This window comes from Pseudomonas sp. FEN (assembly GCF_904067045.1).
Lineage (GTDB): Bacteria > Pseudomonadota > Gammaproteobacteria > Pseudomonadales > Pseudomonadaceae > Aquipseudomonas.
The window spans coordinates 1,039,069-1,055,000 of sequence record NZ_CAJFDC010000001.1; the positions used below are offsets into that span (position 1 = coordinate 1,039,069).

Annotated in this window: 6 protein-coding genes, 2 rRNA genes and 1 pseudogene (1 of these 9 running past the window's edge); 2 read left to right on the plus strand and 7 right to left on the minus strand. The window is 60.7% G+C overall.

Features of this window, described 5'->3' with window-relative positions; translation table 11 throughout:
• Window position 1 precedes the first annotated feature (1 nt).
• From recD to recC, 3 genes are read right to left on the minus strand one after another with little or no spacing between them, the layout of a single operon-like run.
• Window positions 2–2,089, minus strand: coding sequence for an exodeoxyribonuclease V subunit alpha (recD, locus tag PFEN_RS04850; RefSeq protein ID WP_191485884.1), 2,088 nt, complete (start codon window positions 2,087–2,089; stop codon window positions 2–4).
• Complete coding sequence (gene recB / locus PFEN_RS04855; RefSeq protein WP_191485885.1) at window positions 2,086–5,772, minus strand: exodeoxyribonuclease V subunit beta; 3,687 nt, start codon at window positions 5,770–5,772, stop codon at window positions 2,086–2,088. The genes recD and recB overlap by 4 nt, the downstream gene beginning before the upstream one ends.
• The gene (gene recC, locus PFEN_RS04860; RefSeq protein ID WP_191485886.1) at window positions 5,769–9,227 is read right to left on the minus strand and encodes an exodeoxyribonuclease V subunit gamma; all 3,459 of its coding nucleotides are present in this window, start codon (window positions 9,225–9,227) and stop codon (window positions 5,769–5,771) included. Before recC ends, recB begins: the two co-directional genes overlap by 4 nt.
• Before the next feature lie 81 nt (window positions 9,228–9,308).
• Here recC and PFEN_RS04865 point away from each other — a divergent pair.
• Window positions 9,309–9,428: pseudogene (locus PFEN_RS04865) on the plus strand (transposase); the annotation flags it as partial.
• Window positions 9,429–9,616: 188 nt separating this feature from the next.
• Here the strand turns inward: PFEN_RS04865 and PFEN_RS04870 are convergent.
• Complete coding sequence (locus PFEN_RS04870) at window positions 9,617–10,801, minus strand: M20 aminoacylase family protein (RefSeq protein WP_191485887.1); 1,185 nt, start codon at window positions 10,799–10,801, stop codon at window positions 9,617–9,619.
• 68 nt (window positions 10,802–10,869) lie between these two features.
• Window positions 10,870–12,180, minus strand: a complete 1,311-nt coding sequence (locus tag PFEN_RS04875) for an MFS transporter (protein WP_191485888.1) — start codon at window positions 12,178–12,180, stop codon at window positions 10,870–10,872.
• A 160-nt stretch (window positions 12,181–12,340) separates the two neighbouring features.
• Here PFEN_RS04875 and PFEN_RS04880 point away from each other — a divergent pair, with 160 nt between their 5' ends.
• Entirely contained in the window at window positions 12,341–13,261 is a 921-nt protein-coding gene (locus tag PFEN_RS04880) for a LysR family transcriptional regulator (RefSeq protein WP_191485889.1), read from the plus strand.
• Window positions 13,262–13,451: 190 nt separating this feature from the next.
• Here PFEN_RS04880 and rrf read toward each other — a convergent pair.
• Together rrf and PFEN_RS04890 are read right to left on the minus strand one after the other, a co-directional pair.
• A 5S ribosomal RNA gene (gene rrf, locus PFEN_RS04885) occupies window positions 13,452–13,567 on the minus strand.
• Between the two features lie 171 nt (window positions 13,568–13,738).
• Window positions 13,739–15,932 (minus strand): 23S ribosomal RNA (locus PFEN_RS04890) (it continues 698 nt past the right edge of the window).

Below are 15,932 nucleotides of genomic sequence, written 5' to 3' on the forward strand. Positions count from 1 at the left end.
GCTAACCCAGCTCCAGCATCAATCCGCTGAGCCGCTTGACCTTGCGCCCCACCGCCTCTTCGAACACTCCGCCGCACGGTTCGATCAGGCTGAACCAGTCCTTGGCCCGGGTGATGCCGGTGTAGATCAATTCCTTGGTCAACACCGGATTCAACGCCTGCGGCAGGATCAAGGCGGTATGGGCAAACTCCGAACCCTGGGACTTGTGCACCGTCATCGCGTACACCGTCTCCACATCGTTCAACCGGCTGGGCAGGACAAAGCGCACCCCACCCTGTCCGTCATTGCGCGGGAAGGCCACCCGCAGTACCGCCTGGCCCGCTTCGGGGCCATCGCGCTCCGGCAGTTTCAAGGCAATACCGATATCGCCGTTCATCAGGCCCAGGCCGTAGTCGTTGCGGGTCATCAGCACCGGACGCCCTTCATACCAATGCTGGTCGCTGTCGATCAGACGATGGGCGAACAACGCAGTGGTGATCCGCTGGTTCAAACCCTCGACGCCCCAGGGCCCCTTGCGCACGGCACAGAGCAACTGGAACTCGTCGAAGGCCTGGAGCACCGTGCGCGCCCAATCGGTCCAACACGCCTGCGCCAGATCCGTGCCGGCGCGCGGACGCTGGCTGCGCAACACCTCCAAATAGTGTCGATAACCTTTTGGACCAGAACCCTGCCCTTCCAGCACCAGCCGTTCGAATTTCTTGTCCCGCTCGCCCTTCAGCGACAGCGCAAACAGGTCTGCGTGACTCCCCGCCGCCAGCAGCGCCCGCGCCTCGTCCGCCGCCTGGCGATTGACCAACCGCGCCAACTGGCCGATGCCGCTGCCTTCGCCAAAACGTCGGGAATGACGCAACATCACCACTTGCTGGGCCAGTGGATGGCTGCCGTCCAGGTCTTCCCGTAAACCGCTGCCATCCAGCGTCTCGCCGCTGACCGCCTGCAACCAGTCACGGGTCGCCGCGCTGTACCAGCCCTCCTCGGCATCCCGACAGAGGTCGCCCAGGACCGCGCCGGCCTCCACCGAGGCCAGTTGGTCCTTGTCGCCCAACAGGACCAGCCGGGCATGCTCGGGCAAGGCATCGAGCAGGTTGGCCATCATTTCCAGGTCGATCATCGACGCTTCGTCCACCACCAGCACATCCAGCGGCAGACGGTTGCCGGCGTGGTGGCGGAAGTGCCGGGTACCCGGTCGGCTACCCAGCAGGCGATGCACGGTGGTGACATCGCTGGGGATCTTGCCGCGCACGCCATCGTCGATATCCAGCGAGCGTACCTGCGCGCTGATGGACTCGGTCAGCCGTGCGGCGGCCTTGCCGGTGGGCGCCGCCAGGCGGATGCGCAAAGGTTTTCCCGCCGCCACCGCCGGTGCCTGGAGCAAGGCCAGCAGCCGCACCACGGTGGTGGTCTTGCCCGTGCCGGGACCGCCGGTGACGATGCTGAACGCGCCCCGCGTGGCCAGGGCACAGGCGAGTTTCTGCCAGTCGATACGGGCACCGGGCCGCGCGGCACCGAACAGCGCGGTCAGGCGCTGCGCCAGGTCCTCCGGGGTTTCTTCCTGTTCCGCCAGGCGTCGGCGCAGGGCTTCGTCGATACGCCGTTCGTAAGCCCAGTAGCGACGCAGGTACAGGCGTCGCCCGCTGAGCACCAATGGCCGCTGCGCGGCCTCCAGCCCCGGCTCGTCCGCCAGCGCCACCAGCGAACTGGCCTGCAACGATCGGCACCAGTGCTCACCGTCCAGCGCCACCAGCAGTTGCGACGGTAGCAATAACGCGCCGCCCTGCACATCGCCCTCCGGCGGCAGCGACAGGGCAAAGTCCGGCTCCCGCAAGGTGGCGAACAGATCGAGACAGACATGCCCATGGCCCAACTGATGGCTGGTCAGCGCCGCCGCCAGCAACACCAGCGGATCGGCCTCGGGATCAAGCTCATGGAGAAAGACCACAAAGGCCTTGTCCAGCGCCCGCAACCAGCCCCGTTCAACCCAACGTTCCAACAGCAACAACAAGTCCACCGCGCGGCTCAGGGGGGTCAGTTCGGCCAGGCTGTCGTCACTCAGCGCCGTCGGCAGGATTTCGGAAAAAGAACGCTTCATAACAGACTCCCCTGCTCCCAGACGGGCTCGCCGCGGGGCACCGGTTTCCCCTGGAACAGCAGGTCCAGGTGCTCGATCAGCTCGCGCGGCGGCCGGGTGAAAAACACGCCCTGGCTCGGCGCCCGGGTGCCACGCAGGAACAGGTACAAGGCCCCGCCCATGTGCCGGTCGTAGTCGTAATCCACCAGACGCGCCTTGAGTTGGCGATGCAGGGCCAGCAGGTAGAGTACGTATTGCAGGTCGTAGCGGTTGTCCAGGATCGACCGGTTCATGGCCTGCTCGGTGTAGGCCGCGTCATCGACGCCCAGCCAGTTGGATTTGTAGTCCGCCACGTAGTAGCGCCCCCGGTGTTCGAACGTCAGGTCGATAAAGCCCTTGAACATGCCATTGAGCGAGACCGCTTCGGCCTGGGCGCGGGCGACGCCACCATGGGTGTGACGACGGACCAGTTCATCGACCTTGAGTACGTCGACCTGGTGGCTGGCGAACCAGAATTCCATTTCCACCTGATAGGACTTCAGTTCGCTGAACACCACCGGCGGCTGATCGTTGCCCAGGCGCAGGGGCGTCTGCAGCAGATCGGCGAGCCAGTCGCTCAGGGCCGTGATCCAGCCTTTCCAGCCACGCAGGTTGCAGCGTGGCGCGACGGCTTTTGCGATCAACGCGCGGTCGGCGCAAAAGCCCTCGTCACCGGCCCATTCGAGCAGGCCATGGAGAAAGGTGCCAGGGTTCGGGCCACGGGGAAAACGATGAATGTCGCTACCGCTCGGCACCAGGTCGCGAGGCGCGTCCGGGTCGAGGCGCTCGTCGTCGAAAAGCTTCTGCGCCTGGGGACTTTCCGGGGCCTCGGCACTCTCGGCGCTCTGTGCCTCGCCAATGCGCAATGCGCTGTAGGAAGCGATCCACCAGTACTCGGAAGCGTTGCGCTTGGGCACGCGCGGAGCGAGCAAGGTCGCTTCATTGCGTGGCGCCTGGAAGGCTTCAGCAGTGGCTGCGGGCAGCCCTTCGCAAGCCAGCGCCGGACAATCCTGTTGCAGGTCCAGCAGCCAGCGCTCAAGGCCGGCGGACTCGGCCAATGGTGTACCGCCGCCCAGCAGATAACCGAGGGCGGACAGGTGCAACACCGAACTGTTGTGGTTGCCGCGCTTGAGGTCGGCCACTCCCAGCCAGCAGGCATGCCGCGCCCGGGTCAGGGCGACGTAGAGCAGGCGCAGGTCTTCGGCCAGGCGCTCGTCATCGGACTGGACAATCAACTCGGCGCTGGGCTTCAGGCTGACCTGGGCCTTGCCGTCGGCATCGTGGTAACGCAGCGGCAGGCGACTGCCATCCACCGGTTTGACCGAACAGATGAAGGGCAGGAACACCAGGGGATATTCCAGGCCCTTGGACTTGTGGATGGTCACCACCTTGACCAGTTGCTCGTCGCTTTCCAGACGCAGGATCTGTTCTTCGCCCGCCTGGCCGGAGGACGCCAGGTGTTCACCGAGATGACGGATCAACGCCTGCTCGCCGTCGAGTTCGGCGGCCGCCTGTTGCAGCAGTTCGGACAGGTGCAGCAAATTGGTCAGCACCCGCTCGCCGTCGCTACGGACCATCAGCGCCTGGGGCAAGTGGAAGTCATGGATCAGCCGACGCAGCATCGGCAACACCCCTTGTTTGCGCCAGATCTCGCGGTACTTGCGGAACTGCATCACCCGCTCTTCCCAGGCCAGCTCATCCTGGTTCAGGCGCTCCAGTTCAGCCAGCGACAGGTTCAGAGTGATGCAGGCCAGGGCCGCCCGCAGCGGCCGTTCGACATCCGGCTCGGCGCAGGCCTTGAGCCAGGCCAGCAGGTCATGGGCCTCCTGGGCGGCGAACACCGAATCCTTGTCCGAGAGGTAAACGCTGCGCACGCCGCGACTCGCCAGCTCGCCACGGACCGCCTGGGCCTCCTTGCCATCACGCACCAGGATCGCAATATCGGAGGGCAGCAGGCCCTTGAGCACGCCGTCGCGAACGAAGCCGCAGCGTTGCTGTTGCCCAGCGTTGAGCAATTCGACAATACGGCTGGCGCAGGAAGCCGCCAACTGCTGACGATACAGCGTGCCGGACACTGGTTGTTCGGACACCAGTTGCCAGAGGTTGAGCGCCGCCACGGGCTGGCCGTCGATCTGCAACACCTCCTTGCGTCCCTGGGCGGCCACCGGCAGAAACGGCACCGGGTTGTCGGCGCCGCGGCGAAACAGAAACGCCCCGCGCCCCTGCTCGCGCTGCTCGGCCTGTTCGAAAACGTGGTTGACCGCCGTGACCATCGCCTGGCTGGAACGGAAGTTGGTGCCCAGGGTATGCAGGCGACCGTGAGTGGCCTGGCGCGCCCGCAGGTAGGTGTAGATATCGGCGCCACGGAAGGCGTAGATCGCCTGCTTCGGATCGCCGATCAGGAACAGGCCGCACTCGGGGCTGTTGTCCTCGATGCGGTAGATGCTCTCGAAGATCCGGTACTGCACCGGGTCGGTGTCCTGGAACTCGTCGATCAGCGCCACCGGGAACTGCTCGCGGATCAGGCTCGCCAGGCGCTCACCGCCGTCGGCCTGGAGCGCCGCGTCGAGGCGCAGGAGCATGTCGTCGAAGCCCATCTCGGCACGCCGGCGCTTCTCTTCCTCGAAACGCGTGCCGACCCAGCGGGCCGCGTGCTCGAGCACGGCGGCGTCGGGGGAGGGCAAGGCATCGAGGCTGGCTTTCAAGCCGGCCATGGCCTCAAGGCCCGGATGGCTCGGCGGCTCGCCCTTCCAGGCTTCGGCCAGGCCCACAGGGGTCAGGCGACTGAAGCCGGTGCCGATATCCAGTTGTTCCTGGGTCTCGTCGGCGGCCCAGGCCGTCAGTTTCTCGAACCAGGGCTCGAAGTAACGCGCCTGCATCTTGCGCCCGTCGACAGTCTTGTTCGCCACGCCTTGCAGGCAGATATCCCGCAGCTCGACGGCCCATTGCCGCCAGGGCGCCTTGAGCTGCACCAGGGCCTGGCGACGTTCCTCAATGCAGGCTTCGATCAGTTCGGCCGGCTCTTGCCGGTTGTCGTTGCCTCGTTCGCTGCCGAACAGGGCCCGCACTCGCGGCAGCAATGCCGCCGGGCCGCCCCAGTTCGCCCGGACCCAGTTCAGCGCATCGCCGTGCATCTTGTAGCAGAACAACCGCCAGTAATCGCGCAACACTTCGCCGAGCAATTCACTGTGGTCGGTCTCCAGGGTCTGGGTAAACAGGCTGCCGCTGTCGAAGGCGTGTTCACGCAGCATGCGCTGGCACCAACCGTGGATCGTCGAGACCGCCGCTTCGTCCATCCACTGCGCGGCGATATCCAGGCGGTTGGCACACGCCGGCCAGTGTTCGTTCGGGTACTCGTCGCGCAGTTGGGCGATCAGTGCATCCGTTGCCGGTATCTCGTCGCGAAAGAACCGCGCGGCTTCCGCCAGGCGGGTACGGATACGGTCGCGCAGCTCCTGGGTAGCGGCATCGGTGAAGGTCACCACGAGGATTTGCGGTGGCAGCAACTCGCGACCGAACCCCGAGTTCTCGTCGCCATGGCCGAGAACCAGGCGCAGGTAGAGCGCGGAGATGGTGAAGGTCTTGCCGGTGCCGGCACTGGCTTCGATCAGTTGGCTGCCGCGCAGCGGAAAGGCCAGCGCCAAGGGTGTCTTGCTGTCGGTCATGGACGCGCCTCCTCGGTGGCGAGTGATCGCCAGGGAGCTTCGAGCAGCGGACGATAGAGTGCATCGCACCAGCCTTCGAACTCCTCGCTGTCGATCAGCGCGTTGTAGTCGGCGAATTGACGGGCCAGGGCCGCGCTTTCCCGTCGCTCGCCCTCGCTGTTCACGCCGTCGCCATCGTAGGTCTTGCGCGCCGCGTCCTGCGCCTTGAGCGGGTCCGGCTGGGAGAGCCAGGCAAAGGCGGTCTTCACCGCGACCGGCAGCGGCCGGCGCATCCCGGACTGCCAGGCCAGCAGCAGGTTGCCGAGAATCTCGGCCGCTCGCCGCGGTTCGAACGGCGGCAGCAGCAACGTGTCGTCGCTGGCCACCAGGGCGGTGGTCATCGACAGTTCGCCGGCACAAGCCACCAGGTGCTCGACCCAGGGCCGCGTGAGGCGGTGCCATTTGCGCGTCTTGAGCGAGCCGATACTGTTGGGGATGGTCATCACCGCGAGCAGGCCGCCATCACTGCGCTGATGCAGGCCGCTCAGCCAGCCCTCCACCCGGATACCGTCGGCGTCGAAGGCGACGGGCACGGCACTGGTCAGCGCGGTTGGCCAGAGGCTGAGCAGTTGCCGGTAACGTTGCAACAGGTCCGGCAGCGGTTCGATCAGTTCGTGTTGCAGCAATTCGCCGAACCCGGCCATGGGCAGCAGGCCGCTGGCTTGCAAGCGCCGAGCCTGGTGCTGCAGGGCTTCGTCGGAGTGGTCCGGCTGCAGCAGCGCCGCTTGCAGCAGGCTGTCGCTGAGGCTGTAGCGTTGCAGGGCGTCGAGCACGAACGGTTCTTCATCGGCCAGCGGTGCCTGTGCCGCTTCGAAGAAGACTTTCAAGCGCAGGCTGAAAAAGTGCCGAACCGGGTTGCGCAGAAAGTCCTGGAGCTGGGCCAGGGTCAATGGCTCCTCTTGCCGGTAGGGGTCGAGCGGCGCAATCGTTTCATGCGGACTTTGGCTCTCATGCAGTTGCTGCCACTCGCGGGCATAGCTGAACAACTCGGCATGACTGTCATGGAAGTAGCGGGCGCTGAAGGGTTGCAGCGGATGCTCCTGGGTCAGGGCCCGCAGCAGATGCTCACCGTCGGCGTCCGGCAACCGCCAGCCCGCGGCGAGGTGGTCGCGCAACTGGCCGATCAGGACCGAAGCCGGACGCTCGCTGTTGTCGCGGATGCTGTGACCGACCCAGCTGATATAGAGCTGGTGCCTGGCCGAGAGCAGGGCTTCGAGCAGCAGGTAGCGGTCGTCTTCACGCCGTGAGCGGTCGCCGGGACGGTAGTCGCTGCTCATCAGGTCGAAGTCCAGTGGCGGTTGCGCCCGAGGGTAGTCACCGTCGTTCATGCCCAACAGGCAGACCAGCTTGAACGGGATTGCCCGCATCGGCATCAGGGTGCAGAAGTTCACCGCGCCGGCCAGGAAGCGTTGGGACAGGCGGCCCTGGTCGAGACCGGCCAGCCAGGCTTCGCGCACCACGGTCAGTGGCAGGATTTCCTGCAGGTTCACCGCGTCGCAGGTTTCCAGCCAGTCGGCACGCAGTTGCTCGAGCTGGATCAGCAGGTAGTCGTCGTGTTCGGTACTGGCGAGGAAAAACAGCTGGATCAACGCATGCAGGCGCTCACCCCATTGTTGCGGCAAGGCCGGCTCGGAAAGCTCCTGGTGGGCGATTTCCAGCGCATCAAGCAGGGCCACCAGCGGGCCGATCAAGGCGGCATCAAGGCCGCCGATCTCGTCGTAGGGTTCGATGCCGGCGCAAGCGTCGCCGCTGCCGACCGCGTACCCCAGAAGCATGCGCCGCAAACCGAACTGCCAACTGTTCTGCTCCAGCGCGTCGGGCAGGCCAAGGCCGGCGCGTTGTTCGGCATTCATGCCCCAGCGCACGCCGGCACCCTCGATCCAGCGATGCAAGGTCGGCAGGTCACGCTCTTGTACATTGAAGCGCGCACGTAAGGCGGGGACGTCCAGCAGATCGAGGATCTCGCTGACCGGGAAGCGGCTGTCGGGCAATTTGAGCAGGTGCTCGACGGCAATCAGCAGGGGGTCGCGGCCGCGCTGGCCCTGGTCGGCCAGGGTGAAGGGGATGAAGCGCGGGTCGCCGCGCTCAAGCTGGCCGAAGACCGCGCGGATGTGCGGGGCGTAGCTGTCGATGTCCGGGACCATGACGATGATGTCGCGCGGCCGCAGGTCCGGCTCGGCGCTGAAGCGTTCGAGCAACTGGTCGTGAAGGATCTCCACCTCACGCTGAGCGCTGTGGGCGACATGGAAGCGAATCGACTGGTCCCGCGCCAGGTCGATGGCCGGCCAGTGTTCGCGGGTTTCGTTGAGTGGGCGCAGTTCGAGGATATCGTCCTGCAATTGATTGAGCAGGGTCAGTGGCACGCTGTCACTGAACAGGTCGATACGGCCGTCGCGGAAAGCCGCGCGATAGCTGGCCGGATCGTCGTAACTGTCCAGCAGGTTGATGTAGTCGCGGCCCTGCTTGCCCCAGGCGGCCAGCAGCGGATGCGCGTGCTGGTGCAGGGTTTGCGGGTCGAGGGCCAGCGGCATCCCGGCCTTGCGGGCCTGGCGTTTGTATTGGTTACGCAGCAAGTCCTTGTCGGCGACGATATCGGTCCAGTGATGACGACAGGGGTTATGTACGCAGAGCAGCACCTGGCTGAAACGGGCCAGTCCGGCGAGGGCTTCGAGGGCCTGGGCCGGGAGCGAGGAGATGCCGAAGACGATGACCCGTGGGGGCAGGCCTGGTGGTGCGCTTTCAAGCTGGTTGACTCGTTCGATAAAGCGCTGGTGCACGCCGGCGCGGCTTTGGGCCATGCCGCAGGTGCCGACATCCAACAGCAGCGCACGCCATAACTCGGCCTGCCAGCAATTGGCTGGTTGCAGTGGCTTGATCTCGCCGCGGCCGCTGCGCAGTTGGTGGCGGCCGGCAGCCCAGTCTTCCAGCCAGTCGGCGCGATAGACCTGGTATTGGTCGAACAGGTCGGCGAGACGCTCGGCCAATTGGTAGCGCTTGCGCAGATCGGTGTCGTGAGTGAGGAAGCGTTGCAGCGGCTCGAAGTGCGCTTGGTCGATCAGTTCCGGCAGCAGACGCATCAGGCGCCAGGTCAGCGGGCCTTTGTCGAGCAGGGATTTGGCGGGGATTTCGTCGCGGCCCAGGACCATTCGGTAAAGCTGCCACATAAAGCTGCCGGGCAGTTGCACATCGATGGCGGCGGCGATGCCGCAGCCACCCTGGTCGTCGTCTTCCGGGTCTTCGGCCAGGGCGAGTTTCAGCCACTGGGCGATACCGTTGCTCTGCACCAGGGCGATTTCGTTCTCCAGGGGCGCCAGGGGATAACGCCGCATCACGCTGATCACCAGGCTGCGCAGCTCCTCGGGGCTGTTGCTCTGCACCACCATGAAGGCGGGGTTGAGTGAGGTCGCGTCCGGCATGCCGACTTCCTTGGAGAATTCAAAACGAAGGCAGGACTTTAACACCTCCAGCGCGGCCAATCCCCCTGCCGGAACACCTATCCCAAACCCTATAAAGCTCAAGTCGTCCAGGAATGCTTGCAACCTGGCGTGTCGATGGCCAGCGTAGCGCTACGCCACGGCGTCAACGCTAACCTGGTTAGAAAGTGGATACCTGCTTAACGTGATCGTCAGGCGCCAGCGTTGCCGGCTTTCGTTCCGATGACACTGGAGCCCCGAACTCAGGCCGATCAACCAATGCCTATCAGTATCGAGATCCCTTTCGGGCAGCAAAAACCTAGCCAGAGTGATCGCGGTATTCGGCCAAAAAAAAAGCCAGTCCGGCGTTACGGCAGGCCTGGTTTTTTGAGTTAGTTTAGATACCGTTCCACCAGGCGCGCCCAGTAGGCAGCGCCGATAGGCAAGTTTTTGTCATTGAAGTCGTAGGCCGGATTATGAACCATACAACCATCTTCTCCAACGCCATTGCCCAAGCGTAAAAAACAACCTGGCCGCTGCTCAAGCATGTAAGCGAAGTCCTCGCTGGACATGAGCTGATCGGCATGAGCAATCACATGGTCATCACCCACCAGTTCCCGTGCTACTTGCAGAGCAAATTCGGTTTGCGCTCGGTTGTTGTCGATCACCGGGTAACCCGCCATATAGTCGATTGTGGCCGTTGCTCCATAGCTGTTTGCCTGGGCATGGACCAGTGCTTCGATGCGCTCTTTCAACTGGCTACGTACCAGCTTGCTGAACGAGCGGACGCTCAGCTCAAGGTAGGCACTGCTGGAAATCACATTGTTAGCAACCCCCGCCTGAAGCAAGCCGACCGTTACCACAGCAGGTTCAACAGGGTTGATATTGCGCGCGACAATGGTCTGCAGCGACATGACGATGCTGGAAGCCACCACCACCGGGTCCACCGTAAGGTGCGGGCGAGCCGCATGGCCTCCGAGACCATGAATGGTAATCGCGACCTTGTCGCTGGCCGACATGAACGGTCCGCTTCTAAATAGGAAGGTACCCGGGGCCTCGCCGGGGTGATTGTGCATTCCGAACACGGCATCACAGGGAAAGCGTTCGAACAAACCATCATTTACCATGCGTTGCGCACCGCTATCGAAACCCTTCTCCTCTGCGGGTTGAAAATAGAGGTGCACCGTTCCGCGGAAGCTTCGTGTGCGCGCCAGATATTCAGCCGCCCCAAGCAGCATGGCGGTATGGCCGTCGTGGCCGCAGGCGTGCATTTTTCCCTGATGGACACTGGCGTAAGGCAAGCCGGTCTGCTCGGTCAACGGCAGAGCATCCATGTCCGCTCGTATGCCAATGCTCTTGCCGGCGCCTACCGTCAGGCTGCCTACCACACCGGTCTCACCAACGCCTTCGGTTACGCTAAACCCCCAGGCCCGTAAGCTCTCTGCAACGAGTTTAGCGGTTTGAAACTCCTCGTAGGCCATTTCCGGATGCTGGTGAATATGGCGGCGAATACGTGTCAGCTCCTCAACTTGAGGGCGTAAATCATCGACGTTGCAGTAGTGAGGTTCAGTCTTCATCACTGTGAGTTCCTAGCGGTGAATAATCGAGTGCAGGAGTGCTGCCAGTTGGGACGCATCCCCAGCGCCTACGGTTGAGCCTGGGCCGGTAAACGCAACGTCAACGTGCAAAGACCACCGATCACTAAAAGGACGGCCATTACGGCCATCCCCGCAGCGAACGAGCCGGTGAAGTTCTTCAAGGCGCCGATGATAGACGGACTAACAAACCCACCAAAGGCACCGATGCTGTTGATCAGGGCTATGCCGCCAGCGGCGGCAGTATCTTTGAGGTAGCTAGAGGGCCCAGCCCAGAACACGGCATAGGCAGCGTATGTGGATAGCGTTGCGAGGGTGATACTGCACAGCGCCAACGTGAGGTTGCCGGAACTGAAACCGGTCAGCACCAAGCCTACCGCGCCCAGAAAGGCGGGCACTGCGCCATGCCAGCGGCGCTCGCCCAGGCGATCGGAACTCCGGGCATTGATCAGCATCGCGAGAATGGCGGCGCTGTAAGGGATCATTGAATAGAGGCCGATCTCGAAAATATTCGTTACGCCAGCGTCTCGCAATATGCTCGGCAACCAGAAACTGACGGTATACAGACCGCAGATCAGACAGAAGTAAATGAGGGCCATCAGGTAAATTCGCCAATCCTTCAAGGCGGCAGCGAACGTGTGTTGTTTTGACGCCTGCACCTGTTCCAGATCATTCGCCAGCAAACGTTTTTCTTCTTTGCTCAGCCATTTGGCCTGTTCCGGCGAGTCACTCAAAAAGAAGAACGCAGCTATACCCAAAAGAATGCAAGGCGCCCCTTCGAGAATGAACATCCACTGCCATCCCGCCAAGCCATGAATGTCGGCGAAAGTCCCCATGATCCAGGTCGACAATGGTCCACCGATGACGTTCGAGACGGGTCCTGCCAACAGGACGCACGCCATTACTTGAGCGCGACGCTTGCCTGAAAACCAGAAGGTTAGATAGAGGATCATGCCCGGAGCAAATCCAGCTTCAAACACCCCTAGAAAAAATCTCAGGACATAAAAGGTAGAGCTGTCATGGACAAACAGCATCGAGGTTGAAGCCACCCCCCACAACAACATGATGCGACTGAGCGTCTTACGTATTCCTATTCGTGCCAGCCAGAGATTGCTCGGCACTTCGAACATTACATAACCGATAAAGAAAATCCCTGCCGCCAATCCATAAGCGGCATCGGTCAGACCGAACTCCTGCTGCATCGCAATCTTGGCGTAACTGATATTGACCCGATCTAAATAGGCGAGGACATAGCACAACAACAGAAAGGGTAATAGGCGCCAACTGATTTTGCGATACATCTTGCGCAGGGCGAGGTCATCGAGGGGGATCGATGTGATCCGTATTGCTGCTTGAGCCATATTGAAGTCCTCGCAAATTCCGCATTTGTTTTTATTGTGTCGATTGAATGAGCTTGGCATCGCCCAATTGACAGGGATTATGGGGAGGGTAGAAACTTCAAACAATAGCTATATTCGCTGACAAGTGTTGCTTTGAAAGCAACAGATAGGAGAGCCTAAATTGCAGAAAATTGGCCTTAATGAACGTCGGCTTCACTATTTTTCAGCGGTTGCAGAAACCGGCTCGATCCGAGGCGCAGCGGACCGTCTGAATATCGAGCCCTCGGTTGTCAGCCGGCAGATCCATCAATTGGAAAGCGAGTTGGGGGTGCAACTCCTACAGCGCCATGGTAGGGGGATCGTCCCGACAGAGGCTGCCAAGCTGGTGATCAACCATTGTCGTGAGCGGCGATCAAGCGAAGCCTTGCTGCTGACTCAGATTTCTGAACTCAAGGGTCTGGAGAGAGGTGAGATTCACATTGTTGCGGGCGAAGGCTTCCGCGAGGAATTAGTCCGCTGGGTGCTCCAGGACTTCAGTCAGCAGCACCCCAAGCTGGTCGTTACTCTGGAGTTCGCCAATGCCGTCGACACAGTGCGGATGCTGGCAAGTGATCAGGCTCACATCGGCTTGGCATACCGTCCACCTATCGATCCCGCCGTGCGTACGGTCATGTTGCGCAAACAGCCAATGTGCGTCATCACCTGGCCCGGCCATCCCCTTACCGAGAAGAAACAGCCGCTGGCATTGGGTGATGTTTGCCCCTACCCGGTGGGATTGATGTCCAACGGCTTTGGCTTGAGCAATCTGGTTAAGCTGGCGCAATACCACGACCGCATTCAATTCGAATCCAATCTGGTCACCAACTCAATCGCCACCCTGAAGAGCTATGTAAAAGCCCACCTCGGGGTGACCTTTCTGTCCTCGCACGCGGTAGCCAATGAGATCGCGGAAGGAACGCTTGTAGCGCTCAGGACCCGCAGCGAAGTATTCGAAAGTGCTGAGGCCCACCTGATGGTCCGCGCGGGTCGGCAACTGTCAGTCGCGGCTGAAAGGTTGTTGGCCATGTTGAAACAGAAGGCCGTTTTTGATGGCCCTGAATAATCTTGATCCAGCGCTCCCGAAAAATAGGTGCATGCGTTTAAATATAACCCTTGAGCCCCGCGGCGCTTGAACCGACGCCATCGCTGGCAATCGAACAGTCACTCTAGATCCTGGATCGGGCACCGGACATTTGCGCAGCACAAAAACAAAACCCCTGATCGCGTTAGCAATCAGGGGTTTTGGAATTTAATCTTGACGATGACCTACTCTCACATGGGGAAACCCCACACTACCATCGGCGATGCATCGTTTCACTGCTGAGTTCGGGATGGGATCAGGTGGTTCCAATGCTCTATGGTCGTCAAGAAATTCGGTAGCCAGCTCGTTTTCTCTTGCGAGATCACGCTCCAGCAAATGGGTATGTGACAGCTCGGTGTTTTGTGAGTCGCAAACTTTCGGTTCGTTTCGTCTTCACACACCGCAATCTGGTGCTCCTTCGCTCTTCAGCTCGAAGCCTGCAAATTGCTTGGGTGTTATATGGTCAAGCCTCACGGGCAATTAGTACAGGTTAGCTCAACGCCTCACAGCGCTTACACACCCTGCCTATCAACGTCGTAGTCTTCGACGGCCCTTCAGGGAACTCAAGGTTCCAGTGAGATCTCATCTTGAGGCAAGTTTCCCGCTTAGATGCTTTCAGCGGTTATCTTTCCCGAACATAGCTACCCGGCAATGCCACTGGCGTGACAACCGGAACACCAGAGGTTCGTCCACTCCGGTCCTCTCGTACTAGGAGCAGCCCCTCTCAAATCTCAAACGTCCACGGCAGATAGGGACCGAACTGTCTCACGACGTTCTAAACCCAGCTCGCGTACCACTTTAAATGGCGAACAGCCATACCCTTGGGACCGGCTTCAGCCCCAGGATGTGATGAGCCGACATCGAGGTGCCAAACACCGCCGTCGATATGAACTCTTGGGCGGTATCAGCCTGTTATCCCCGGAGTACCTTTTATCCGTTGAGCGATGGCCCTTCCATACAGAACCACCGGATCACTAAGACCTACTTTCGTACCTGCTCGACGTGTCTGTCTCGCAGTCAAGCGCGCTTTTGCCTTTATACTCTACGACCGATTTCCGACCGGTCTGAGCGCACCTTCGTACTCCTCCGTTACTCTTTAGGAGGAGACCGCCCCAGTCAAACTACCCACCATACACTGTCCTCGATCCGGATAACGGACCTGAGTTAGAACCTCAAAGTTGCCAGGGTGGTATTTCAAGGTTGGCTCCACGCGAACTGGCGTCCACGCTTCAAAGCCTCCCACCTATCCTACACAAGCAAATTCAAAGTCCAGTGCAAAGCTATAGTAAAGGTTCACGGGGTCTTTCCGTCTAGCCGCGGATACACTGCATCTTCACAGCGATTTCAATTTCACTGAGTCTCGGGTGGAGACAGCGCCGCCATCGTTACGCCATTCGTGCAGGTCGGAACTTACCCGACAAGGAATTTCGCTACCTTAGGACCGTTATAGTTACGGCCGCCGTTTACCGGGGCTTCGATCAAGAGCTTCGCGTTAGCTAACCCCATCAATTAACCTTCCGGCACCGGGCAGGCGTCACACCCTATACGTCCACTTTCGTGTTTGCAGAGTGCTGTGTTTTTAATAAACAGTCGCAGCGGCCTGGTATCTTCGACCGGCATGGGCTTACGGAGCAAGTCCTTCACCCTCACCGGCGCACCTTCTCCCGAAGTTACGGTGCCATTTTGCCTAGTTCCTTCACCCGAGTTCTCTCAAGCGCCTTGGTATTCTCTACCCAACCACCTGTGTCGGTTTGGGGTACGGTTCCTGGTTACCTGAAGCTTAGAAGCTTTTCTTGGAAGCATGGCATCAACCACTTCGTCATCTAAAAGATAACTCGTCATCAGCTCTCGGCCTTGGAATCCCGGATTTACCTAAGATTCCAGCCTACCACCTTAAACTTGGACAACCAACGCCAAGCTGGCCTAGCCTTCTCCGTCCCTCCATCGCAATAACCAGAAGTACAGGAATATTAACCTGTTTTCCATCGACTACGCTTTTCAGCCTCGCCTTAGGGACCGACTAACCCTGCGTCGATTAACGTTGCGCAGGAAACCTTGGTCTTTCGGCGTGGGTGTTTTTCACACCCATTGTCGTTACTCATGTCAGCATTCGCACTTCTGATACCTCCAGCAAGCTTCTCAACTCACCTTCACAGGCTTACAGAACGCTCCTCTACCGCATCACCTAAGTGATACCCGTAGCTTCGGTGCATGGTTTGAGCCCCGTTACATCTTCCGCGCAGGCCGACTCGACTAGTGAGCTATTACGCTTTCTTTAAAGGGTGGCTGCTTCTAAGCCAACCTCCTAGCTGTCTAAGCCTTCCCACATCGTTTCCCACTTAACCATGACTTTGGGACCTTAGCTGACGGTCTGGGTTGTTTCCCTTTTCACGACGGACGTTAGCACCCGCCGTGTGTCTCCCATGCTCGGCACTTGTAGGTATTCGGAGTTTGCATCGGTTTGGTAAGTCGGGATGACCCCCTAGCCGAAACAGTGCTCTACCCCCTACAGTGATACATGAGGCGCTACCTAAATAGCTTTCGAGGAGAACCAGCTATCTCCGAGCTTGATTAGCCTTTCACTCCGATCCACAGGTCATCCGCTAACTTTTCAACGGTAGTCGGTTCGGTCCTCCAGTTAGTGTTACCCAAC